Below are 21,327 nucleotides of genomic sequence, written 5' to 3' on the forward strand. Positions count from 1 at the left end.
CACCGTCATAGGCCGGTGCAAGTGCAATGTCAAATGGGAAGGTTATGCTTGGAGCCTAGCAGGCGCCGGGCGTCACGCAGCATCGGCTCAACGTAGGCGATCGACCAGGAGGCGGTGCAGCCATCCCCGTCATCGTTAATCAGTCGCTCAAGCTTCCAAAGCAGGGCTTTCCGATTTGGCGACGGCATTTCGAGCAGTCGATCCTCGCATCGGCAAACATCCGCAATTGCCTCGTCGCATCGATCTGCCGCCTCTTTCGCTCGCCGGGCATGCTTCTGATCGTTGATCTCTGCGGCCTCGCGGAAAGCCTCAAGCTGATCCAAAGCGGCCAAACGACGAAGTGCCCGCCCCGGGTCGTGGAGCCAATACCCACGATTAATCTGTCGCTGGGTAGCTTCGCGCGCTGCGCCTATATCAATAGCGCGGTAGGTGCCGATGCGAGGGAGGATGCCATTTAGGCCCTCCCAGTCGACCGTGGCCCTGTCCGGTTCACCAGCGGCATAAGCAGCACGAGCGGCAACATCCTGCGCCGTTGCAGCAGCCAAAATCCGTTCCGCTTTCAGAAGATTTTCAGTTGCAGCGTTCCAGTCAGAATCGCTGGCACCCTGTCTGGGTGTCGATGGCGAGGCGGCGACCAGCATTGGCAAGGTTGCCAGCATCCCGAGGGCGCCCCGACGTGAGGCGGAAAGGTCATTTGATTTTCTCGGTGACGCAGCCGTCACCGTGGCGCTATGCGCGCCCTCAGCCTGTTGCATGGACTTATCCTCCAGCGATGGGTCAGAGCCGGTGCGGTCGTTGGTAGCTTCCGCCCGGCTCGACCTTCTGATAACAGAAGCGCATGATCCCTGCAAGTTCTGATAACAGAAGTTCGAAGCGCCCGGGCCAATCAGGCCAGCTAATCGGTGTACGGCTTCAACCCGACCAATTGGCCGACCTCGACGCGTGGATCGAACGACAGGATCCACATCCGTCGCGGCCCGAAGCAATTCGGATGATCCTCAAGATGTCTTTAGGTAAATGACATGCGAGATGTCCCTCGCCGGTTGCTCGTTTTGGAGAATTCTGTGGCGGAGATGGTCAGCGATTGTCCGAGATGCGCATCGTCCTACATCACGTTTGACGTATATGCAGACGTATTCGTCGGTACCAGCCATGGCTGGGTGACCAATCATGAAGTCATTGGAACGTGCAGGCGGTGTCACCGCCCGTCAATATTTCGTTGCCAGCTTAGAGCTATTGAAGACACGGATAAATATCGTAGAGATAATTCTCTCCGCTCGTATGACGGTACCCTTAACGATAAGCTGACAATAAAAGGCGTCGTTACTCAGCGCGACGTCGCAAGCGCTCAGGCTCCTGCATATACGCCAGAAACAATTCAACAGGTTTTCGCCGAGGGCACCGCTTCGGTTGCTGGCGGGTGCTATAATGCCGCTGGGGCGATGTTTCGCCTCTGCTTGGACATCGTCACGAAGGGCCTTCTTCCTACAAACGCAGATGACGCCACTAAACAGCCGAACAGGCAGCAACGTGAGAAGCTTGCCTATCGGCTCGAGTGGTTGTTCCAAGAGAATATGCTTCCTCTCGACCTGAAAGAGCTCGCGCGTTGCGTAAGAGAAGACGGGAATGATGGCGCCCATGACGGCACTCTAGACGAAGTGGATGCAGGTGATCTTCAGGACTTCACAAACGCGCTTTTAGAACGCATCTACACCGAACCTGGAAAAATCTTAGCAGCACAGGCTCGGAGAGAGGCGCGTCGTAAACCTCCACAGAGTTAGTCAGCCGCGACATGGGGCCTTTTACCTGAAAGGCTCTGAGGCCCTTCGGCGCTCCCTTCCATGAGGGGCGCAGCCTCTTCAACTGTCCGGACTATCCTTACAAGCGGCATCATCTATCAATTGCATGACCGGCACCGCAGCACCGCAGAGGGTTGCGCTCGGCACACAAGCATAGAAGCTTTTGCTTCAACTTAGCCGAAAATGCCAGCGAATGGATTTGCTTCCAAATCCCAATCTGCAATCGCGAACATGCCACCGACAGGCGGGGATTTGACTGTGCGAGCGCCGGCAATCACATGCTCAACCTCATGGCCAAGCGCCCGCAGCGCGCGGGCGCAAGCGATGGCGTGACCGCCACCCGTCACCACGTCATCAACAAGCACTACAGGTCGCTTTGCGAGGTCTGTCCGTGCTCGGACGTTAGCGAAGAGCGTTTCGGCATCCCTAGGGCCGCCAGAGCGGGCGCTAGGCAGCTGTATGTGCCAATGGAGGGCATCCACCGAACGCGACGCGCTGCGGGCCGCTATGGCCGCCGCCAGGGCGCGCCCCTTCGGGTCCTGACCGACGCTGAGACATGACGACGACGGCACAGGCACCAACCATGCCCCATCGGGGTATAGCTGGTTTGCGATGGCCCCGCCCCACTCACCAAAGGCAGCGAATGCGTTGTGCCGCAGCGGCGTCGATATCTTGAGTTTCCCCGGACCGGTCGCGCGCGGCAACCAACCGTAACCGTTCGCGACCTCTCCCTTAAGCAACTGAACGAACTTGTGCGCAACGTGCTCGCCGTCTCCCCACGGATAGGCGTTCTCATAGCTGGCATAGCCGCCGTAGACGTGCGCCCAGAGCGTCATTCGCCGTAGATGGTCGCCAGAAGCTGCGGTGTGCTCTCCAAGATCGTCGTCATCGGCTTGCCGATGAACTTGGCCGGCCAAGTCAACGCCGGATCGTCCTTCACGCTTTTCGCGATCACTAGCCAGCGGCCCAGCTTCTGGCATTCCGCCGCTTGGTGCAGCGTGCCGGACGTGTCTGACGCCTCGATGACAACGCTGGCGTCCGAAATCGCTGCCATAGTGCGATTCCGTGCTGGAAAGTTGGACGGAAAAACGCGCGCGCCGATCGGAAACTGCGAGATGAGAAGATGATCCCGATAGATCGCCTCCTGTAGCGCCTTGTTCTTCGCGGGATAGGCTTGGTCAATCGGGGTGCCGATGACGGCCACCACCTTGCCGCCGGCCTCCATCGCTCCGCTGAGGGCCTCAGTGTCGATCCCCTCGGCGAGGCCAGACACCACCACGACGCCGGCTTGCGCTAACTGGCGGCCGAGCTGGCGTGCGCGACGCCGGCCCATCTCAGTCGCTTTCCGCGCGCCGATGACCGCTATGCAGCGACCCTCCAGCAAGTGGATGTTGCCCGCATAGAACACGCGCGCAGCGCCAGCCTCGTCTGTGTCCGCAACGGCATTAAGCATGCTCATTTGCCGTTCGGCAAAGGTGTTGCGGCCGATGGCCTCTAACAGGCCGGTCAGCGGATATGCGTGAACGTCGCTTGGCGGAACGTAGCGGCCAGATCGGCCAGCGCTGGCGCCGGCGGCCGGGACCGATCGCGCCGATCGGCGCTGCCCTCCCGCATCATCCGCCATGACTCGTCTTTCCAGCACCCACCCACCCTACCTATCGGGCGGCCGGTTTCAATACCATCGCCAAGAGGCGGTTGGAGAAGCGGCTAAATGGCTGCGGGCGATGCGGCCTGCATCGCCCGCTTTTGGCCTGCCAGAGGCCAGCGTGACAGGATGTGGACCGACCATGAAGTCGAGGGCCGGAGCGCGGTCCTGATTGTCACGCCTATCCGCGCTTCGCTTTCAGGAAACTCGATAGCGTGAGGGGAGCCACGTTCCCGTGGCTCCCCTCTGCGACGTTGTCCGATTGAGCCCCCACAACACCGTAGTGCGCCCCTGAGCATCGGACTTTCCGTTGTTGGCTGCGCCGCAGCAGCCGCAAGGATAGGGGCAGTCTCGTTACGCGGGCAGGGCCTTGACCACCTTGATGGCCTCGCTGTTCAGTACCGAGCCGTACACCCGCTTGCGGAAGTACCACTGGATGCGACCCTTGACGGTGTAGGGATCGCGCAGGACGTTCAGCTGCGTCCGATCCCCGATCATGTAACCGCGCTGCCAGTTGCCGAACGCGAGCGGATAGGCCTGCGATTCAGTCGCCGGCATATGCTCGCACTCCACGACAGGATAGCCCAGCAGGGTGCCGGGCAAGTTCTCCTGAAGGCTCGGCATGTAGAACGGCTTGCCGGTTGCGTCGGTCATCGTCGCCAGCCGCGCGATCATGTCGGTAGAGGCGAGCCATGCGGTGCCAGGCGCCTGCCGATAGCCACCCTTCAGCGAGAAGATGACAGCCAGCAGGAACTTCCAATCGATCTCCATTTGGACGCCACGGATAGGCATAGCCACGCTCTGGATCGTCCCAACCTTGCGATCATCATCGTTCTCATCCGTGATCGTCTGCGCGAGGAAACCCGCCGGCTTGCGGATGCCATCACCGTAGATGAACGCTTTGCTCTCCTGCTCCGCTATCGAGTCGACCACGTTCTCTTCGATGAATTGCTCGAGGTTGACGATCGCGTCATCGACGAGTTCTTCGGTTGCGCTCGGGAGCGCGTAAACCGTGCCGCCGGGGGGTGTCATCGCCGCGAGGCTCGGCCCCTTCGTCTCGACACGTTCCTCGTCCTCGCCGACCCAGCCGGACGTCGCACCACCCTTGTTGATCGGGAAAACCGTCTTGCCCGTTTCGAGACTGACGACGCGCGCCATGCGGCGGATCGGCGACTGCCGCCGCACCATCGCCTCGATCTGCGTGGCGATGGCCTCCGGAACGAGGACGCCGCCATCCCCTTCATCGGCTTCGCGCATTGCCGATGTATGGCCCCGCATGATCTTGCCCATGATCTTGCGATCTTCGGCGCTGATCGACATGCGAGCGCCGTTGCCGGCCCCCAAATCAAGGGTAGCGGCTGGCGCTGCCACCGTGTCGATTTGAATGCGGCCACCCCGGGCAACAGACCCGGTGGACCGACTTAGCGCGCTCTGATGCGCCTGCACCAGTTCCTCCAGCGTCGTAACCTGCCCCTGAAAACCTTCCAGCGCCTCGTCCACATTGGCGACGTGCTGACGCAGCAGTTCTTCGATATCGGCCATGTTCACTTATCCTTTTTGAAGCGTGCGAGAGACTGGCTCGCACCGGTGAGGATGGATACCAACGCGGCATCCGGTTCATCAGTGGTGTTGATTGCGCGCCATGCGGCAGACGCGCCTGCCTTGGCTTTACGGCCCGAAAGTCCAGCTTCGCGCAGAAGTTCTTCCAGATCGCGGGCACCGCCAATGGAATTTACCCGCAATACTCTCGCGCTAGGCAACGCGGGCACCGAAACAAGGCTGATTTCATACAGATCAGCCTTCTTCACTATCGTACCCGGCTTGTCGCGATTGCGGCTTACATCCTCTAAATGGTGGATTGCGCCAGTAGACAGGCCGGCCAGCGACCCCGCTTTCAGATGCGCATAGGCTTCCCGCCCATCCGCAGTTTCGAGCGTGAGACGGCCTTGGACCTTCAGGCCCGTCGCTATGGGGGTGATTTCCTTCCAAGCACCGACAGGCTTGGTCAGATCGTGATGCAGCAGCAGGGCCGGCATTGTGCCCCGTGCCTTGTGTTCGGCAAGCGAGGCAGTGAATGCATCGGGAGAGTAATCATACCGATTGCGGTTCATTCCAGCAGCCGAGGCTATGCCGGTGAATGAGCCGGCCTCATCAAGGCCGCTCAAAACAAACGATTGGTCGTGGATGTGCATTGCGCGTCTCGACAGCTGCGCCCCAACGGGGCGGTTCCTAAAGCCGTCGCCTGACGCGCATCTCACGCGGGTGGCGGGGTGCCATCGCGCATCTCACGCGATTAGCGACCCCTCCGCTAACACTTTCCAGGCGACAGAACAAGATCAATCTTGGATGAGGTTTCGGGCACCCCGGTCGAGCAAATCCATGCGCTCCAAACGACTTGCTTCGTTCCGAAGGATGCGGGGCAAGGCCTCGGCTGCGCCATAGCGGGTCAGCGTAAATAGGCAGGCCGCTGAAACGCCCGCCAGAACGTCAGCCGGCTGTGTGCCGGCCGCCTCCAGCGTTCCAATGAGGGTAAGGATCGACGTTCCGACGTCGTTTGCGCTCGGCTCAGGCTTCATTTCGTTGGGTCCTTCGGCAAGGGGGCAAATGGCAAGTACGGCTGTTGCTGTGCTGAGCCGGGCCTTTTTCGTCGGCGATCAATCCAGTGTTCTCGGATGAATCGCTCAGCCGCATCGAGATCAATGATATACGATCGTCCCGAATGGCCTCTGGTTTCGATGGGGAAGTCGGGCCGCGCTGAGATGAAGCGCTGCAAGGTTGGCAAGCTGGCATATCTGGACGCGCGCCGAGCTCGCGCAGCGAGCCAAACCTCTGACCGGGCACTGTGGATTTCGACTGCTCAAGGGAAACCGTCACGGGAGGCTCTTACAAAAAACTTTCCCGGCGAATTTCGCGCCGAGATTTTCTCTGTTGCGATCCGGTCCCGGCGTTGACGGCCTCAGACTTTTGACCACCCCCCGGTGCAGGCCTGATCATCCCACCTGGGCTTCCAGCGCGCACGGCAGTGCTCTCAAGCGCCTGCATCACGATCGCCAGATGGGCCTTTGCCAATTCGATATGTCGGCGGAGGATCGGTCGAGGCGCCCCATCGACTACGTCGGCAAACGCCACACCATCGTAGAAGCTGCCATCGTTTCGGACGTAGCGATGGCCAAGCCGGGACATTTCACGCTTCAAGGCCGGGTAACTCAACGCGGGCAACCCTAAGGGCTCCGCCCACGCCGCATAGACGGCGCGCAAGTCCTTAGTTGCGATTCGAGCCCCAGGATCAGTCCGCAGCTGACCACTGCAGAACGTCGTGAAGTTATCCCGCGCGGGGCTGTGAGCAAGAGGGTCAACCATAGCCATCTTTTATCTTCTCTTATGGTACGGATAGTACGGATAGTATGTGCATATCGCACATGCACACGCACACATATGGAAAGGTCTTTGAACGAACTATCCGAACCCTCCGGACTGTCCGTAACTCAAGAATTTCCGCGGCTCTCGACAACGGACAGTCAACGGACGGCCGGATAGTTCGCGCGGCGCCGGAGAAGGCTGAAGCCCAATTATAGGTCCAAGATTGGACCTTTCGTGCTTGTTCAAGGCCGAAAGTACGGAGGGTTGAACCAAACTATCCGTAGACTGTCCGGTCGAGGTGACCTTACCGCGCGCTGCCTCAGCGACCGCAACGCCCAGCGGACAAACTGAGACATAGGTCGACGAACATTTGCGTGGGCAGCCGCCGCGTATTCCTAGCGACGGTGCACTCTCGCGGTCGCTTCTAATGGTGCAGCGGGTAGCTGTCGACTGTCCGGAAACTGTCCGTATTGCCGATGATCTCGACAGGCAGGCCGACGGTAAGCGCGCGCCTGGCCGCGGTTCGCACTGACCGGCTAAGTCATTGATTTTCAGTGACTGGTGGGAGGCTGGAAAACTGCGAACAACCGCTGAATTCTGGCGATTCGGTGGGGCTTTGCAGTCCTCTGCGTCACCACTCCGCCATCGGGCCTCGACGTCGGGAGAGGCGCGGCTGATGATGGCTTTTTGCGCCGCGGTCAACCGTCCGCGTGCAAATCCTTTCCGGACCAGGCTCCGAGCGCCGCAACCAGCGGCACGTCCGCCGGTGGCATCGGCAGGTCCGCCATATCGGCGGGCGCAACCCAGCGCAGTTCGGGTGATTCGACGGGGCGCGGCTCGCCCCGCCATGCGACGACGCGGTAGAGCAGCAGCAGCAGTTGCCGTCCCGCCAGCGGCGCAGCGGTGAAGGTGATCGGCTGCACGTCAGGCAGCGCCACTTCGACGGCCAATTCCTCCGCCAGCTCTCGGACAAGTGCCGCGTCGGGCGCCTCGCCGGGTTCGACCTTGCCGCCGGGAAACTCCCACAGGCCGGCCATCGCCTTTCCCTCCGGCCGGCGTTGCAGCAGCACGCGACCGTCAGCATCGATCATGGCAGCGGCGACGACGACCAAAGGTGGGCTCGCTACGGTTCCTTTGTCAGCCAATCGTAAACCCTTTTCCGTTTAAGGCGGTGGCATGACCGTGCGCCTTGCCCTTCGCCGCCTGTGTCAGGCCGTCTTCGCGTTCGCCCGCGAGGCGCGTGGCGCGACTGCGGTCGAATATGGCCTGGTGGTCGCCCTGATCGTTATCGCGATGATCGCGGCGCTCAAGGGCGTTGCCGACGCCAACACCAACATGTGGACGCAGGTCAGCAGCAAGGTGCAAAGTGCAAACTAAGCGCCCGAGCCGCCGCGCTTTAAATGTTTCGCAACCTCTCTCCCGCTAATCCGGATGTGCTGGTCCGGTCGCAAACCGGTTCAGCCGGGTGACTGACGTTTGATAGTGGAGACCGGAATGCTCGCGATTCGCAAATTCATCAAGAACAGCAAGGGCGCGACCGCCATCGAGTACGGCCTGATCGCCGCGCTGATTGCCGTGGCCGCGATTGCCGCGATGAAGGGTCTGGGCGGCAAGCTCACGACGACCTTCCAGAACGTGACGTCGAACATGACCGTCAGCTAAGCTGACGATCGGACGATCAAGAAAAGGGGCGGCGGACCATCGGTTCGCCGCCCTTTTGGTTTGTCAGTCCGGCGCCGACTGCCGATCAGAGGCGCCCCATCGCCAGGAACTTCTGCCGCCGCTCCTGGCGCAGCGCCTTGCCATCGAGGGGCGCAAGCGAATCGAGCGCCTGCGCCAGTGCATCGCCCAGCGCCTGTATCGCCGCGGCGGGATCGCGATGCGCGCCGCCCAGCGGCTCCGGAACGATCGTGTCGACGATACCAAGTCCACGCAGGTCCTGCGCGGTGATTCGCATCGCCTCGGCCGCATCCGGCGCCTTGTCGGACGTGCGCCAGAGGATCGCCGCGCACCCTTCGGGACTGATCACCGAATAAACGGCATGTTCGAACATCAGCACGCGATTGCCCGCGGCCAGCGCGACCGCGCCGCCGGATCCGCCCTCGCCGACGATCGCCGCGACGACCGGGACACCGGCGGCAAGGCACGCCTCGGTCGAGCGTGCGATCGCTTCGGCCTGGCCGCGCTCTTCGGCCTGCACGCCCGGGAAGGCGCCCGCCGTGTCGACCAGCGTCACGACCGGCAGCCCGAATCGATCGGCAAGCTCGACGAGGCGGATCGCCTTGCGATAGCCCTCCGGCTTGGCGGAGCCGAAATTGTGCTTCAGGCGACTGGCGATGTCCCAGCCCTTTTCATGCCCGATCGCCATCACGCGCCGGCCGCGGAAGGTGGCGAAGCCGCCGACGATCGCCTGATCGTCCGCGAATGCGCGATCGCCCGCGAGCGGCACGAATTCGTCGAACAGGCCGGCGACGTAATCACGAAAATGCGGTCGCTCCGGATGGCGCGCAACCTGGGTCTTCTGCCAGGGCGTCAGCTTCGCGAAGGTGTCGCGCAACAGCTTGTCGGACTTGGCCTGGAGTCGCGCCACGTCGGCGGCGATATCGACCCCGCCGTCGGCGGCGGTTTCACGCAATTCGTCGATCTGGCCCTGCAACTGGGCGATCGGCTTTTCGAAATCGAGGAAGCTCGGCATCGGCGGGGGGTTAGATGCGCGCCGCCTTCCCGTCAACGCGGCCGCTGTCGGCGAGCGGATGGCGGCTGTTGACGAGCTCCACTAACCGGCCGCTGTCGACATGCGTGTAGATCTCGGTCGTCGCGATGTCGGCATGACCGAGCATGGCCTGCAGCGCGCGCAGGTCGGCTCCGCCCGCGAGCAGGTGCGTCGCGAAAGCATGACGCAAGACATGCGGGCTGACCCGGTCGGGCGCGATTCCCGCCTCGGCGGCAAGCGCCTTCACCAATTGATACAGCCGGATGCGCGACAGGTGGCCCTTTCCCGACGGAAACAGCCAGGCTCGGTCCGGCGCTACATGGGCCCGCCACGCCGCCACGGCGGCGCGGGCGCGGTCGGAGATCGGCACCAGACGCTCCCGCCCGCCCTTGCCGCGCAAGATCAGGAACGGCCGGTCGGGATGCACGGCCGCGCGCGGCAGCGCCACGACCTCGGTCGCGCGCAGGCCGGAGCCGTACAGCAACTCGATCAGGGCGGCGAGACGCAGGTCGCCCGGCAGCGGCCGCGCCACGCCCGTACGCCCGGCGATCGCGGCGAACAGGCGCTCTACGTCCGCGTGGCTCAGCACCTTGGGCAGCCGCCGCGCGCTGCCGGGACGTGGCAACGCGACGGAGGGATCGTCCGCGATGTCGCCCTCGCCATGCAGGAACGCGAAAAAGCGACGGAGCGCCGCTGCCTTGCGCGCGACGGTCGCGCGCGTCAGCGGCGCCCAGAGTTCCGACAGGTGCCGGATCGCGGCTTCGTCCGCCGTCTTCAACCGCCCACCGAGCGCTTGCGACGCCAGCATGAGATCGCTGCGATAGGCCGCGATGGTATTGGCCGCCGCCCCCTGCTCCGCGGCGAGCATGTCGAGAAAACGATCGATCAGCGGAGCGTCGCTCACACGCGCGCGAGCGCCTCCGCCGCGATCATCCGCGCTTCGCCTTCCAGCCCGACGGTGCGGAGCGCCCCGACGATCCGGTAGAGCATCGCGGGGGGCACGCCGCGCCAGTGCGGCGTCTGCATGCCGATCGCTGCCAACAGGATGACGTTGCCCTGGTCACCGTTCGCCGCGGCGCGATCGATCGCCTGGGTCCAGGGTGTCGATGCGCCGATCCGCACGTCGAGTGCCTCGGCGGCACGCTCCACGTCCTCGGGCGCCAGGCGGCCGAGCCCCGCCAGGCCCGCGAAGAACAGCCGTTGCTTCAACGCCGCATCCCCGCTGCCCGAATAGCGCGACAGCACGCCATAGTTCAGGCGCTCGCCCGCGTCGGGATCGGCGAGCGTGATCATCGCCCAGGCGTCGCCGCCTTCCGGTACCGCCATGCGCCATCGCGCCGCGCTGCGATCGAGCCCCGCGGTCAGCATCGATGCGACCAGACGGTCGGCATCGCTCAGCCCTATCCGCGCGGGGATCCGCCCGGCCGCGCGCGCGGTAAGGACCAGCCGCGCATAGGGTGGCTGCGTCGTCGCATCACCCCACAATTGGCGCATCGCCGCCAAGCGGGCATCGACGCTCCCCCCGGCATAAGCGGTCCTGAGATCGCTCGCCGTCGCGCTGGCGACGCCGGGCATGTCGTCGGCCGCGTCGACAGCGGCATAGAGATCGACCAATGCGTTCGACGAGAGGACGCCCTGCCCCGCCGCCGCCTCGGCGGCCGCAATCCGGTCGCCCAGGCCGATGCCGGGCGACAGGGCATACCAGTAGCGCACCTGCGGGCCGACCGATGCGAGCAAGGGGTCGGGGATCGTGACGCCCGTCGCGGCGGCAAGGCCGAACCGCCAGTCGTCGATTCGGTCGACGCCGGCCCACTCGATCGTCACCGCCTGTCCGCCGCCCGGCGCGGCGCCGACCACCTTCTGCGTCAGCTGCAGGTCGATGCCGGTCGCAACGTTGCGGCGCCGGATCGCGGTCATCTGCGCCTTGGCCGCCGCCGCTTCGCCGCGCAGCGCGGTGCAGATCGCGCGTGCCAGCACCCAGCCCCGCGCCGGCGCCTGCGTCGCGCCGGCGTCCGCCAGCGGGCACAGGCCGGCCGGATCGCCGCTCGCCAGTTCGGCACTCATCGCGACCTGGAAGAGTTTGGGGGTATAGTCCTCGGTGTCGACGCTCTGCACCACTGCGCGCGCCGCCACCGACTCCCCCATGCGCAGCAGCAGCCAGGCGCGTTCCGCGGCGAAATCCGCGCCGTCGACCCCGGCGGGCGTCGCGACGCGCGTCGCAAGGGCGCGGCGCAACAGGATCGACATCCAGCGGGACGGCAAGGGAGCGGCGATACGCCGCATCAGCGCCTCGGCGAAATGGCCGTCCGCCTGCGCGAACAGATCCGCATCCAGTCCGCCCTCGCGCGGCCCGACCGGCCCGACCGCATCGAGCGATCGCCGCGCATAATCGGGCATCTCATATTGCGCGAGCACGGCGGGATCCACCGTCGGCATCGCGCTGGGCGTCGCGGTGGGCGACGCGCTGGCCGTCGGCAACGGCTGGACCATCGTATCCGGCGACACGGTCGCGCCCGGCGCCGGCGCGGTGGCGCTGGACGATGGACGCGGGGTGGGACTGGCCTGGGCGGCCGGTTCCCCGAATCCGGGGGGCAGGATCGATTCGGGGCGCTCCTGGCCCGATGCCGGGCCGAACGCGGCGATCGCCACCGCGCCGAGCGCGGCCGCGGCGACGCCGACGCGCAGCCTAGCTGAGATTGGCAAGCGTCACGGCCTTCTCGACATGGGTCTGGGGCCGCTCGGAGGCGCGCCCGGCGAGCAGGAACAGCCCGCCGACCACAACCACGAGGAGCACGATGACGGAGATCGCGAAGCGGGACATAACCTACCTTGGCTCACGGAAAAACGCGGGGACGGAGCTTTTGCCCCGTCCGCCCCCGCTGTATAGCGCGGCAAACCATGTTGCAAAGCGCTGTTCCCCAGACTGCCGGGCCGGACCCTGCATCCGCCGCGCCGGCGGCGCGCCCGATCGTGCTCGTCGGGCTGATGGGCGTCGGCAAGTCGACCGTGGGTCGCCGCCTCGCCGGCCGCCTCTCCCTGCCCTTCGTCGACGCGGACCATGCGATCGAGGAGGCGGCGGGCATGACGATCGCCGAGATCTTCGAACGGTTCGGCGAGGCCTATTTCCGCGATGGCGAGCGTCGGGTCATCGCGCGGCTCATGGACGGCCGGCCGAAGGTGATCGCAACCGGTGGCGGCGCGTTCATCAATGCCGAGACGCGCGCGCTGATCCTCGCGGAGGCGACCGCCATCTGGCTCGACGCGCATCCGCACGTCCTGGCCGAGCGCGTTCGCCGCCGCGACACGCGCCCGCTCCTGCGCGGCAAGGATCCGCTACAGGTGCTCACCGAGCTCGCCGCCGTCCGCAACCCCATCTACGCCGAGGCGCATATCCACATCATCAGCCACAAGGCCCCGCACGAGGCGACGGTCGCCGCCATCCTGAAGGCGCTGGGCGCGGGCGGCCGCCGATGAGCCGAACCGTCACCGTCGCGCTCGGCGACCGCAGCTATCCGATCCTGATCGAGGCCGGCGTACTCGCGCGCGCGGGCGAGCAGCTCGCGCCGCTGGCGCGCGGCAGACGGATGGCGATCGTCAGCGACGAGAACATCCGACCGCACCTTGCGACGCTACAGGCGTCGCTCGATGCCGCCGGTATCGAGAGCGAGGCGATCGTGCTCCCACCCGGCGAGGGGACAAAGAGCTGGAGCCAGCTTGCCGCCCTGTGCGATCGGCTGCTCGAGCTGGGCGTCGAGCGCGGAGACCATGTCTTGGCGTTGGGCGGCGGCGTGATCGGCGATCTCGTCGGCTTCGCCTGCGCGATCCTCAAGCGCGGCTGCGGCTTCGTGCAGATGCCCACTACCCTGCTCGCGCAGGTCGACAGTTCCGTCGGCGGCAAAACCGCGATCAACACGCGCGCGGGCAAGAACCTGATCGGTGCCTTCCACCAGCCTTCGCTGGTGCTGATCGACCCGACCGTGCTCGACACGCTGCCGCCGCGCGAGATGCGGGCCGGTTATGCGGAGGTCGTCAAATACGGGCTGATCGACGATGCGCCTTTCTTCGCCTGGTGCGAGGCGAACGGCGAAGCGCTGCTCGCGGGCGATGCCGCGGCGCGGGAATATGCCATCGCGTATGCCGTCGCCGCAAAGGCGCGCATCGTCGCGGCGGACGAGCATGAAACCAACGGCATGCGCGCGCTGCTCAACCTCGGCCACACCTTCGGCCACGCGCTGGAGGCGGAAACGGGATATTCGCAGCGGCTGCTGCATGGCGAAGGGGTCGCCGCGGGCTGCGCGCTCGCCTTCGCCTTTTCGGCAGCGCAGGGGTTGTGCGGCACGGAAGACGCCGCGCGGGTCGCCGCGCATTTCCGCAACGTGGGCCTGCCGGACGGCCTCGCCGCCACAGGTATCGCGGCATCGGGTGCGACGCTGGTCGCGCATATGCGCCATGACAAGAAGATGGCGGCCGGGACCCTGCCCTTTCTCCTCGCTCGTGGAATCGGCGCGACCTACCTCGATCGAACGGTTGACCTCTCCGCCGTCGAGACATTCCTCGACACGCAAGGCCGCTGATGCCGAACGGCGTCGACAAGCGCGACCTGCCGACCAAGGTCTGCCCGGCCTGCAACCGCCCGTTCGCTTGGCGCAAGAAATGGGCGCGCGATTGGGAGAATGTCGTCTATTGCTCGGACGCGTGCCGACGGAAGCGGTGACCATGCGCGCCATCCGTTCCCACCGGAGCGGTAGGCGCGCGAAGGATCAGCGCGTCACCCCGCCCGCAGCGACCAAGCCAGCCACAGCCACCCGCCGATCAGCATCGCGCCGCCGATCGGCGTGATCGCGCCGAACCAGCGCGGCGCGCCGACCGCCATCAGGTAGAGCGTGCCAGCGAAGATCGCGCCGCCCGCGACGAACAGCCAGGCCGGCCCCCGCGCCTCCATGCGCAGGGCAACGAGCGCGGCGACGGCATGGATCAGCTGGTAATGTCCGCCCGTCTTCAGCCATTCCTGCGCCGCGCCGCTGGCACCATGCGCGCCGAACGCCCCCGCAGCGACTGCGAGCGCGCCGGACAGGGCTGCCAATATGCCGAGCATCAGCGGTCGTTCCCCCATGGCTGCTGCTCCGCGACCAGAGCGCGGGCGGCCCGGATGTCGCCTGCCTCGATCTGGATCCGCAACCGCTCCTTGTCGCGGGACCGGTACATTTCCTCGGCGCGATCGATGTCGGCCTCCGAGACGCCCAGCCCGTCGAGCGCGAGCCGCGCCATCTTGACCGCCGATTCCAGCACCTCGCGCACGACGTAGCGCGCCGGCCCCTGCTTCAGTTTGACCAGCGCGCGCCGGTCATAGGCACGGACGTAGATCTCGGCGTCAGGAAAGGCCTCGTGCACCGCTTCGAGCGTGTCGGGCTGGATTTGGTCGCCGTCGATGCAGAACAGGATCAGTTCCGCTTCCGCGGCGCCCGCCTGGCGCAGCAGGTCGAGCCGCGTCCCGTCGCCATAATAGACCTTGGCGCCGAACTCGCCCGCGATGTCGATCATCTCGATATCGGTATCGATCAGCGTCACCGGAATGTCGCTGGCGAGCAGCATCTGTCCGACCGTCTGCCCGAACCTGCCGTATCCCACGATGATCGCATTGGCACCGTCCGCCTTGGGGCCGTCGCGCTCCTGGTTTTTCGCGATCGGCTCTTCCCGGAAGCGGCGGGTGACGCCCATCAGGAACGGCGTCGTCGCCATCGACAGCGTGACGATGGCGCCGAACAGGCTGGCCGCATCCGGCGCTATCAGGAAGCCGGCCTGCGCCTGGGCGAAGAGCACGAAGCCGAACTCACCGCCCTGGCTGAGCAACAGCCCCAGCGCCAGCGCGCTGCGCCACGTCATGCGGAAGGCCAGCCCGATCAGGAAGATGACCGCCGCCTTGGTGGCGATCAGCGCCACCGCCATCGTCGCGACAAACGCCGGCCGCTCGACGATGGCGGGCAGATTCAGCATCATACCGACGGCAAGGAAGAACAGGCCGAGCAAGACCGCGCGAAAGGGATCGACGTCCGCCTCCAGTTCGTGGCGGTAGGGGCTGTCGGCAAGCATCACGCCCGCGATGAACGCGCCCAGCGCGGTCGAAAGCCCCAGCGCTTCCATGATCGCGGCGCTGGCGATGACGGTGAACAACGCGGCGAAGACGAACATCTCGCGCTCGCCGAGATTGCCGATCAGGCGGAACAAGGGGCGCAACAGGAACCGCCCCGCCAGGATCAGGCCGAAAACCGCAAGCACCGTGTAGATGCCGAGCAACCAGCCCGGCGGTGCGTTGGCATCGGCCGGATTGCGGCTCATCGCCGCCACGATGGTGATCAGCGGGACGATCGACAGGTCCTGGAACAGCAGGATCGAGAAGGCGCGCTCACCAAAGGGCGTGCGCAGCCTCCCAGCCGACTGCAGCATCGGCAGCACCTGCGCGGTCGAGGACAGCGCCAGCGGCAGGCCGAGCGCGAGCGCGGCGGTGATCGAGAAGCCGGCGAACCAGACGATTGCGGTGATCGCCAGTCCGCAGGCCACGACCTGGAGCAGGCCGACGCCGAAAATCTCCTTCTTCATCCGCCACAAGCGCGACGGATTCAGTTCCAGCCCGACGATGAACAGCAGCAGCGTGATGCCCAGTTCGGCAACGCCGATCTTCGATTCGGCATCGCCGACCACGCCCAGCACATGCGGCCCCACCACGGCACCCGCGACGAGAAAGCCCAGAGTGGCACCAAGGCCGAGGCGGCGGAACAGGAGCACGAAGGCGAGGCCGGCACCGAGCAGCACCATGCCGTCGCGCAGGATGGATACGGGCGACGCATCATGCATGGGCGCGCGCCTTGACGGCCTGCTCCGCCGCCTCCGCCGCCGCTTCGAAGGCGAGGCGGATCGATGCGTGGCGCGCGCTATAGTCGCGCGCGGGCGCCAGTACGTCGATCCCGGGCCAGTCCGGCGCAGTCCCCTCGCCCGAGAGCCATGCGGCGAGCGCATCGCGGGCCGCGGCGACGTCCTCCGGCGTGCGGCCGAGGATGTGGGCGGCGAGCAGCGACGCGGACGCCTGGCCGAGCGCGCAGGCGCGCACCAGCAATCCCACCGCGTCGACGCGGCCTTGCTCGTCCACCCCGACGTCCACCGTTACCCGGCTGCCGCAGACGGGCGATCGTTTCTCCGCGGTGGCGGCGGCATGCGTCAGCCGTTCGTGATGCGGGATGGACGCGGCGAGGCGGAGGATCTCCGCATTGTAGAGGGGGGCGTTCATGGCGCGTCACTCGCATTGGTCGGGGCGGATTCGGCGATCGCGGCGCGCGACCCGAACACGGGCAGGCCACGGCGGCGGCGATCGACGAAATCGGCGATGCCGGCGCTCGTGGCGTTGAGCAGCGGATAGGTGCGCGACCGGATCATCCATTCGGGCCGGTTCGCCGCGCCGCCGCGCGCCGTATCGACCACCAGCGCGGCGAGGAGAAAGCCGAGGCTGGCGAGGATCAATCCCTTCAGCGCCCCGAAGCCGAAGCCGAGGGCCCGGTCGACGGGCCCGAGGATCGAGCTGCGCGTCCGCCGCCCGATCGCGGTGGCGACGAGCCGGCCGACCACATAGGTGCCGCCCGCGATGATCGCGAAGGCCGCGACAGCCGCCCCGGAGGGCGTACCGATGGTTTTGACCAATGTCGCGGCCAGCGCGATGTGGAACAGCTTGAGCATCGCCACGATCGCCACCCAGGCGAACAGCGACAGCACCTCCGTCACGAACCCGCGCACCAATCCCATACCGGCGGTGCCGAGGACGAGAAGCAGCACGATGGTATCGAGAGCGGTCAAAGCCATGCAACCTTCGATAGGGACGCGAGGCCGCCGCGACTAGGGGGTCAGCGCGGTTCCGGTCGCGCGGCGGACGCGCCGACCCGTAGCGGACGGCCGCGGTTCGCCCGCCCCTAACGCCCGAGCATATGATCGACGAACTGCGCCAAGGTGCGAAACCCGGACAGGGTCAGCGCGCTCTCTTCCTTCGCCATCGCGGTCGGCACCAGCGCGCGCTCGAAGCCCAGCTTGCCGGCTTCCTTCAGCCGCAGTGCGGCATGGGCGACCGGCCGGATCTCTCCCGACAGGGCGATTTCGCCGAACGCCACCGCGTCCACGGGTACCGGCCGCTCGGACAGCGCCGACACCAGCGCCGCCGCGACCGCCAGATCCGCCGCCGGATCCTGCACGCGATAACCGCCCGCGACGTTGAGATAGACTTCCGCCGACGAGAAGGACAAGCCGCAGCGCGCCTCCAGCACCGCAAGGATCATTGCCAGACGACCCGAGTCCCAGCCGACGACCGCGCGCCGGGGCGTCGCGCCGCTCGCCAGCCGCACCGTCAGCGCCTGGATTTCGACCAATACCGGCCGGGTTCCCTCGAGCGCCGGAAACACCGTGGCGCCCGTCACCCCCTCGTCCCGATGCGTCAGGAACAGCGCGGAGGGATTGGCGACCTCGCTCAGCCCCTCGCTCTGCATCGAGAAGACGCCGATCTCGTCGGTGCCGCCGAACCGGTTCTTGATCGCACGCAGGATCCGATACTGATGGCTCCGTTCGCCCTCGAAGGCGAGCACGGTATCGACCATATGCTCCAGCACGCGCGGCCCCGCGATGCTGCCGTCCTTCGTGACATGGCCGACGAGCACGAGCGCGGTACCCCGCTCCTTGGCGAACCGGATCAGTTCCTGTGCGGAGGCACGGACCTGGCTCACCGTGCCCGGCGCGCCCTCGATCAGATCGGAATGCATCGTCTGGATCGAATCGATCACCAGCAGGTCGGGCGCCGCCCCGATCGAGAGCGTCGTCAATATGTCGCGCGTCGAGGTCGCGGCGGCGAGCTGGACGGGCGCGTTGCCCAGCCCGAGCCGCCGGGCGCGCAGCCGCACCTGGTCGGCCGCCTCCTCGCCGGACACATAGGCCACGCGCCTCGCCGCTCCATCGGGCGCGCCGCTCGCCAATCGCGCCGCGGCCTGCAGCAACAGAGTCGACTTGCCGATACCCGGGTCACCGCCGATCAGCGTCGCCGATCCCTGGACGAACCCGCCGCCGAGCGCGCGATCGAGTTCGGCGATGCCGGTCGCCATCCGGTCCGGCAGCGCGATATCGGCATCGAGCCCGACGAGCTGCACCGTCCGCCCGCCGCTCTGCAGATTGTGCTTCGCCTGGAACGGCGTAACGACCGCGCCCGCTTCCTCGACCAGCGTGTTCCACTCGGCACAATCGCCGCACTGCCCCGTCCAGCGATGAGAGACCGAGCCGCAGGCCTGACACACGTAGCGTTTCTGGGGTTTCGCCATGCCGCCTATCTAGCCCATGCGGAACGATAAGGGAACACGCGCATCGTGATGGAAAGTTCATCTTTGCCGTGATAGGGCCGATTCGAGTATGTTGCCGACTGAACCTCTTGCATTGAACCACAGTTGGCCGATCGCCGAACGCGCGAGCCGGTTCGATCTGGGCGTGGTTCATGATTCGCTAAAGGTGCCGGGCGGCATGCCGGGACTCTGGCGTTGCGAGTTCCCAACGGAGCGGCTGATCTGGTCCGACGCGGTCTACGATCTGTTCGGTCTGCCGCGGGGTGCCCTGATCACCCGTCAGGACGCGGTGCGGCTATATGCCGAACATTCCCGCGCGGCGATGGAGCGGCTGCGCAAACATGCGCTCAAGCACCATCGCGGCTTCACGCTCGACGTCGAACTGCGCCCCGTGAACGGCGGCGTCCGCTGGATGCGTCTGGTCGCCGCGCCCTTCTTTCGAGGCGGCACGCTCACCGCGCTCGAGGGCCTGAAGTTCGACGTCAGCGCCCTCTACCGTTGAACGCCCGCGCGGTGGATCAGCCCCGCGCCGGGATCGTGAGCCCTCGCTGCACCGCCGGACGGTCCAGCCCGCGCGCCAGCCACGCCGCGACGTTGCCGAACCGGTCGAAGCCGACCAGGTCGCGCGCCTCGTAGAAGGTCACGAGACCACGAACCCAACCGAGCATGGCGATGTCGGCGATCGAATAATGATCGCCCAGGAACCAGTCCTTACCCGCCAGGGCCGCGTCCATCACCCCCAGCAAACGCTGCGTTTCGGCGAGGTAGCGGTCGCGCGGACGCTTGTCCTCCCAGTCCTTGCCGGCAAACTTGTTGAAGAAGCCGAGCTGGCCGAACATTGGTCCGACACCGCCCATCTGGAACATGACCCATTGGATTGCCTCCCAGCGGTCGACCGGCCCCTGCCCCAGGAACCTGCCGGTCTTTTCAGCCAGGTACAGCAGGATCGCGCCGCTCTCGAACAGGGCCATCGGCTGGCCGCCGGGCCCTTCCGGGTCGATCATCGCCGGGATCTTGCCATTGGGATTGAGCGACAGGAACTCGGGCGTCTTCTGATCGTCGCTGGCGAAGTCGATGAGGTGCGGCTCGTAGGACAAGCCCGTCTCCTCCAGCATGATGGAGACCTTGACCCCATTGGGCGTCGGCAACGAGTAGAGCTGGATCCGATCCGGAAACTGCGCGGGCCAGCGGGTTGCGATCGGAAAGGCGGACAGGTCGGCCATGGCAAGCTCCTCGGGATGCGTATTGCAGCGACGACATAGTCGTGCCGCATTCTGAAGGCTATGGCACGCGGCATCATGCAACCGTCCGACCTGCGCGTCGCCCTGTTCAGCGGCAACTACAACTACACCCGCGACGGTGCGAACCAGGCACTGAACCTGCTTGTCGGCCACCTGCTCGCCGCGGGCGTGACCGTCCGCGTCTATTCGCCGACGATCGATCCGCCCGCCTTCGCGCCGACGGGCGATCTCGTATCCGTGCCCGCCATACCGATGCCGGGCGGCCGCGCCGAATACCGGCTCGGCCGCTATCTGCCCGCCGCGACGCGGCGCGATCTGGAGGCGTTCGCGCCCAACATCGTCCACGTCTCCGCCCCGGAGTTTCTCAACCACGGCGCGGTCACCTGGGCGCGTCGCCACGATGTCGCGGTCGTCGCCTCGTTCCACACGCGGTTCGAGACCTATTTCCGCTACTATCGGATCGGTTTCATCGAGCCGCTGATCAAGGCGATCATGACGCGCTTCTACAATCGCGTCGATCTCGTCATGCCCCCGAGCCCCAGCATGGGCGCGCTGCTCAAGGAATGGGGTGTCACGACGCCGATGACGCTCTGGTCGCGCGGCATCGACCACGCCCGGTTCACGCCTGAGCGGCGCAGCCTCGACTGGCGACGCGGGCTCGGCATCGCCGACGACGAGATCGCGGTCGGCTTCCTCGGCAGGCTCGTCAAGGAAAAGGGGCTCGACGTCTTTGCGGACGTGCTCGCCGAACTGCGCCGCCGCGGCGTCCGCCACAAGGCGCTGGTGATCGGCAAGGGGCCGGCCGAGGAGTGGTTCGCCCAGGTCGCGCCCGGCGCGGTCTTTGCGGGCTTCCAATCAGGCGACGATCTCGGTCGCGCCGTCGCGTCGATGGACGTGTTCTTCAACCCGAGCATCACCGAGACGTTCGGCAACGTGACCACGGAGGCGATGGCCGCCGGTGTGCCCGTTGTCGCCGCGCGAGCGACCGGCGCAGTCGATCTGGTCGAGGATGGCGTCACCGGTTTCCTCGTCGATCCGACCGACGTCGCGGGCTATGCCGACGCGATCGCACGGATCGCCGCCGATCCTGGCCTTCGCGCCGGTATGGGCGCGGCCGGGCACGAGCGGGCCGCCGCCTATCGCTGGGACACCGCGAATCAGGCGGTGCTTGATGCCTATCTCGCGCTGGCGCGTTGACGCGACCGGACGA

At 66.0% G+C, this 21,327-nt stretch carries 25 protein-coding genes; 8 read left to right on the forward strand and 17 right to left on the reverse strand.

Features of this window, described 5'->3' with window-relative positions; all coding sequences use genetic code 11:
* Positions 1 to 29: 29 nt before the first annotated feature.
* A complete protein-coding gene (locus IQ292_RS14930) occupies positions 30 to 755 on the reverse strand; it encodes a hypothetical protein (RefSeq protein ID WP_203311114.1) in 726 nt (241 codons plus the stop codon).
* A 318-nt stretch (positions 756 to 1,073) separates the two neighbouring features.
* On the opposite strand from IQ292_RS14930, the gene IQ292_RS14935 reads away from it, so the two are divergent.
* Positions 1,074 to 1,781, forward strand: coding sequence for a DUF4145 domain-containing protein (locus IQ292_RS14935; protein ID WP_238941158.1), 708 nt, complete (start codon positions 1,074 to 1,076; stop codon positions 1,779 to 1,781).
* Positions 1,782 to 1,972: 191 nt separating this feature from the next.
* Here IQ292_RS14935 and IQ292_RS14940 read toward each other — a convergent pair whose 3' ends face one another.
* From IQ292_RS14940 to IQ292_RS14965, 6 genes are all read right to left on the reverse strand, one after another.
* Complete coding sequence (locus tag IQ292_RS14940; RefSeq protein WP_203311116.1) at positions 1,973 to 2,635, reverse strand: phosphoribosyltransferase; 663 nt, start codon at positions 2,633 to 2,635, stop codon at positions 1,973 to 1,975.
* Positions 2,632 to 3,423 (reverse strand): DNA-processing protein DprA, encoded by a 792-nt coding sequence (locus tag IQ292_RS14945; protein WP_203311117.1) that lies wholly within the window; start codon positions 3,421 to 3,423, stop codon positions 2,632 to 2,634. The genes IQ292_RS14940 and IQ292_RS14945 overlap by 4 nt, the downstream gene beginning before the upstream one ends.
* A 375-nt stretch (positions 3,424 to 3,798) precedes the next feature.
* Entirely contained in the window at positions 3,799 to 4,986 is a 1,188-nt protein-coding gene (locus IQ292_RS14950) for a phage major capsid protein (RefSeq protein WP_203311118.1), read from the reverse strand.
* Positions 4,987 to 4,988: 2 nt separating this feature from the next.
* Entirely contained in the window at positions 4,989 to 5,636 is a 648-nt protein-coding gene (locus tag IQ292_RS14955) for an HK97 family phage prohead protease (RefSeq protein ID WP_203311119.1), read from the reverse strand.
* Between the two features lie 144 nt (positions 5,637 to 5,780).
* Positions 5,781 to 6,020: a hypothetical protein gene (locus IQ292_RS14960; protein ID WP_203311120.1), complete on the reverse strand. Its 240-nt coding sequence runs from the start codon at positions 6,018 to 6,020 to the stop codon at positions 5,781 to 5,783.
* Between the two features lie 1,482 nt (positions 6,021 to 7,502).
* A complete protein-coding gene (locus IQ292_RS14965; RefSeq protein WP_275298333.1) occupies positions 7,503 to 7,949 on the reverse strand; it encodes a (deoxy)nucleoside triphosphate pyrophosphohydrolase in 447 nt (148 codons plus the stop codon).
* A 31-nt stretch (positions 7,950 to 7,980) separates the two neighbouring features.
* On the opposite strand from IQ292_RS14965, the gene IQ292_RS14970 reads away from it, so the two are divergent.
* Together IQ292_RS14970 and IQ292_RS14975 are read left to right on the forward strand one after the other, a co-directional pair.
* Positions 7,981 to 8,181 carry a Flp family type IVb pilin gene (locus IQ292_RS14970; protein WP_203311121.1) on the forward strand — a complete coding sequence of 67 codons (201 nt, stop codon included), beginning with the start codon at positions 7,981 to 7,983 and terminating at the stop codon, positions 8,179 to 8,181.
* Between the two features lie 117 nt (positions 8,182 to 8,298).
* Positions 8,299 to 8,466, forward strand: a complete 168-nt coding sequence (locus tag IQ292_RS14975) for a Flp family type IVb pilin (RefSeq protein WP_203311122.1) — start codon at positions 8,299 to 8,301, stop codon at positions 8,464 to 8,466.
* Between the two features lie 85 nt (positions 8,467 to 8,551).
* On the opposite strand, the gene IQ292_RS14980 is transcribed toward IQ292_RS14975, so the two are convergent.
* From IQ292_RS14980 to IQ292_RS17820, 4 genes are read right to left on the reverse strand one after another with little or no spacing between them, the layout of a single operon-like run.
* Positions 8,552 to 9,499: an acetyl-CoA carboxylase carboxyltransferase subunit alpha gene (locus IQ292_RS14980; RefSeq protein WP_203311123.1), complete on the reverse strand. Its 948-nt coding sequence runs from the start codon at positions 9,497 to 9,499 to the stop codon at positions 8,552 to 8,554.
* A 10-nt stretch (positions 9,500 to 9,509) separates the two neighbouring features.
* Positions 9,510 to 10,421 (reverse strand): tyrosine recombinase, encoded by a 912-nt coding sequence (locus tag IQ292_RS14985; protein ID WP_338057643.1) that lies wholly within the window; start codon positions 10,419 to 10,421, stop codon positions 9,510 to 9,512.
* Positions 10,418 to 12,220 (reverse strand): hypothetical protein, encoded by a 1,803-nt coding sequence (locus IQ292_RS14990; RefSeq protein ID WP_203311124.1) that lies wholly within the window; start codon positions 12,218 to 12,220, stop codon positions 10,418 to 10,420. The genes IQ292_RS14985 and IQ292_RS14990 overlap by 4 nt, the downstream gene beginning before the upstream one ends.
* The gene (locus IQ292_RS17820) at positions 12,204 to 12,338 is read right to left on the reverse strand and encodes a hypothetical protein (RefSeq protein ID WP_269801925.1); all 135 of its coding nucleotides are present in this window, start codon (positions 12,336 to 12,338) and stop codon (positions 12,204 to 12,206) included. The genes IQ292_RS14990 and IQ292_RS17820 overlap by 17 nt, the downstream gene beginning before the upstream one ends.
* A 77-nt stretch (positions 12,339 to 12,415) precedes the next feature.
* Between IQ292_RS17820 and IQ292_RS14995 the strand changes: the two genes are divergently transcribed.
* The 3 genes from IQ292_RS14995 to IQ292_RS15005 are packed head-to-tail and all read left to right on the forward strand — an operon-like array spanning position 12,416 to position 14,231.
* Positions 12,416 to 12,991, forward strand: a complete 576-nt coding sequence (locus IQ292_RS14995) for a shikimate kinase (protein WP_203311125.1) — start codon at positions 12,416 to 12,418, stop codon at positions 12,989 to 12,991.
* On the forward strand, positions 12,988 to 14,091 hold the full coding sequence (gene aroB / locus IQ292_RS15000; RefSeq protein WP_203311126.1) for a 3-dehydroquinate synthase: 1,104 nt from the start codon (positions 12,988 to 12,990) through the stop codon (positions 14,089 to 14,091). The genes IQ292_RS14995 and aroB overlap by 4 nt, the downstream gene beginning before the upstream one ends.
* Positions 14,091 to 14,231 (forward strand): DUF2256 domain-containing protein, encoded by a 141-nt coding sequence (locus tag IQ292_RS15005; RefSeq protein WP_203311127.1) that lies wholly within the window; start codon positions 14,091 to 14,093, stop codon positions 14,229 to 14,231. The genes aroB and IQ292_RS15005 overlap by 1 nt, the downstream gene beginning before the upstream one ends.
* A gap of 54 nt (positions 14,232 to 14,285) precedes the next feature.
* Here IQ292_RS15005 and IQ292_RS15010 read toward each other — a convergent pair whose 3' ends face one another.
* From IQ292_RS15010 to radA, 5 genes are all read right to left on the reverse strand, one after another.
* Positions 14,286 to 14,630, reverse strand: coding sequence for a DUF423 domain-containing protein (locus IQ292_RS15010; protein WP_203311128.1), 345 nt, complete (start codon positions 14,628 to 14,630; stop codon positions 14,286 to 14,288).
* A complete protein-coding gene (locus IQ292_RS15015; RefSeq protein ID WP_203311129.1) occupies positions 14,612 to 16,369 on the reverse strand; it encodes a cation:proton antiporter domain-containing protein in 1,758 nt (585 codons plus the stop codon). Before IQ292_RS15015 ends, IQ292_RS15010 begins: the two co-directional genes overlap by 19 nt.
* A complete protein-coding gene (locus IQ292_RS15020; protein WP_203311130.1) occupies positions 16,362 to 16,799 on the reverse strand; it encodes an iron-sulfur cluster assembly scaffold protein in 438 nt (145 codons plus the stop codon). The genes IQ292_RS15015 and IQ292_RS15020 overlap by 8 nt, the downstream gene beginning before the upstream one ends.
* Positions 16,796 to 17,365 carry a CvpA family protein gene (locus IQ292_RS15025; protein ID WP_203311131.1) on the reverse strand — a complete coding sequence of 190 codons (570 nt, stop codon included), beginning with the start codon at positions 17,363 to 17,365 and terminating at the stop codon, positions 16,796 to 16,798. Before IQ292_RS15025 ends, IQ292_RS15020 begins: the two co-directional genes overlap by 4 nt.
* 107 nt (positions 17,366 to 17,472) lie before the next feature.
* Entirely contained in the window at positions 17,473 to 18,858 is a 1,386-nt protein-coding gene (gene radA, locus IQ292_RS15030) for a DNA repair protein RadA (RefSeq protein ID WP_203311132.1), read from the reverse strand.
* 112 nt (positions 18,859 to 18,970) lie between these two features.
* On the opposite strand from radA, the gene IQ292_RS15035 reads away from it, so the two are divergent.
* Positions 18,971 to 19,378, forward strand: coding sequence for a PAS domain-containing protein (locus tag IQ292_RS15035; protein ID WP_238941136.1), 408 nt, complete (start codon positions 18,971 to 18,973; stop codon positions 19,376 to 19,378).
* A gap of 16 nt (positions 19,379 to 19,394) precedes the next feature.
* On the opposite strand, the gene IQ292_RS15040 is transcribed toward IQ292_RS15035, so the two are convergent.
* Positions 19,395 to 20,099, reverse strand: coding sequence for a glutathione S-transferase family protein (locus IQ292_RS15040; RefSeq protein WP_203311134.1), 705 nt, complete (start codon positions 20,097 to 20,099; stop codon positions 19,395 to 19,397).
* A gap of 75 nt (positions 20,100 to 20,174) precedes the next feature.
* On the opposite strand from IQ292_RS15040, the gene IQ292_RS15045 reads away from it, so the two are divergent.
* Positions 20,175 to 21,314 (forward strand): glycosyltransferase family 4 protein, encoded by a 1,140-nt coding sequence (locus IQ292_RS15045; RefSeq protein ID WP_203311135.1) that lies wholly within the window; start codon positions 20,175 to 20,177, stop codon positions 21,312 to 21,314.
* Positions 21,315 to 21,327 lie beyond the last annotated feature (13 nt).

Origin of the sequence: Sphingomonas beigongshangi (assembly GCF_016820445.1) — a bacterium.
Taxonomy (GTDB): domain Bacteria; phylum Pseudomonadota; class Alphaproteobacteria; order Sphingomonadales; family Sphingomonadaceae; genus Sphingomonas; species Sphingomonas beigongshangi.

Bases quoted from the DNA above. Each gene is read 5' to 3' on its own strand.
- IQ292_RS14955 (WP_203311119.1), bottom strand. From the start codon at position 5,636: ATGCACATCCACGACCAATCGTTTGTTTTGAGCGGCCTTGATGAGGCC.
- IQ292_RS14995 (WP_203311125.1), top strand. From the start codon at position 12,416: ATGTTGCAAAGCGCTGTTCCCCAGACTGCCGGGCCGGACCCTGCATCC.
- IQ292_RS14975 (WP_203311122.1), top strand. From the start codon at position 8,299: ATGCTCGCGATTCGCAAATTCATCAAGAACAGCAAGGGCGCGACCGCC.
- IQ292_RS15040 (WP_203311134.1), bottom strand. From the start codon at position 20,099: ATGGCCGACCTGTCCGCCTTTCCGATCGCAACCCGCTGGCCCGCGCAG.
- IQ292_RS14930 (WP_203311114.1), bottom strand. From the start codon at position 755: ATGCAACAGGCTGAGGGCGCGCATAGCGCCACGGTGACGGCTGCGTCA.
- IQ292_RS15045 (WP_203311135.1), top strand. From the start codon at position 20,175: ATGCAACCGTCCGACCTGCGCGTCGCCCTGTTCAGCGGCAACTACAAC.
- IQ292_RS15025 (WP_203311131.1), bottom strand. From the start codon at position 17,365: ATGGCTTTGACCGCTCTCGATACCATCGTGCTGCTTCTCGTCCTCGGC.
- IQ292_RS17820 (WP_269801925.1), bottom strand. From the start codon at position 12,338: ATGTCCCGCTTCGCGATCTCCGTCATCGTGCTCCTCGTGGTTGTGGTC.
- IQ292_RS15005 (WP_203311127.1), top strand. From the start codon at position 14,091: ATGCCGAACGGCGTCGACAAGCGCGACCTGCCGACCAAGGTCTGCCCG.
- IQ292_RS15020 (WP_203311130.1), bottom strand. From the start codon at position 16,799: ATGAACGCCCCCCTCTACAATGCGGAGATCCTCCGCCTCGCCGCGTCC.
- aroB (WP_203311126.1), top strand. From the start codon at position 12,988: ATGAGCCGAACCGTCACCGTCGCGCTCGGCGACCGCAGCTATCCGATC.
- IQ292_RS15010 (WP_203311128.1), bottom strand. From the start codon at position 14,630: ATGGGGGAACGACCGCTGATGCTCGGCATATTGGCAGCCCTGTCCGGC.
- IQ292_RS14950 (WP_203311118.1), bottom strand. From the start codon at position 4,986: ATGGCCGATATCGAAGAACTGCTGCGTCAGCACGTCGCCAATGTGGAC.
- IQ292_RS14980 (WP_203311123.1), bottom strand. From the start codon at position 9,499: ATGCCGAGCTTCCTCGATTTCGAAAAGCCGATCGCCCAGTTGCAGGGC.
- radA (WP_203311132.1), bottom strand. From the start codon at position 18,858: ATGGCGAAACCCCAGAAACGCTACGTGTGTCAGGCCTGCGGCTCGGTC.
- IQ292_RS15015 (WP_203311129.1), bottom strand. From the start codon at position 16,369: ATGCATGATGCGTCGCCCGTATCCATCCTGCGCGACGGCATGGTGCTG.
- IQ292_RS14960 (WP_203311120.1), bottom strand. From the start codon at position 6,020: ATGAAGCCTGAGCCGAGCGCAAACGACGTCGGAACGTCGATCCTTACC.
- IQ292_RS14940 (WP_203311116.1), bottom strand. From the start codon at position 2,635: ATGACGCTCTGGGCGCACGTCTACGGCGGCTATGCCAGCTATGAGAAC.
- IQ292_RS14970 (WP_203311121.1), top strand. From the start codon at position 7,981: ATGACCGTGCGCCTTGCCCTTCGCCGCCTGTGTCAGGCCGTCTTCGCG.
- IQ292_RS14935 (WP_238941158.1), top strand. From the start codon at position 1,074: ATGGTCAGCGATTGTCCGAGATGCGCATCGTCCTACATCACGTTTGAC.
- IQ292_RS14945 (WP_203311117.1), bottom strand. From the start codon at position 3,423: ATGGCGGATGATGCGGGAGGGCAGCGCCGATCGGCGCGATCGGTCCCG.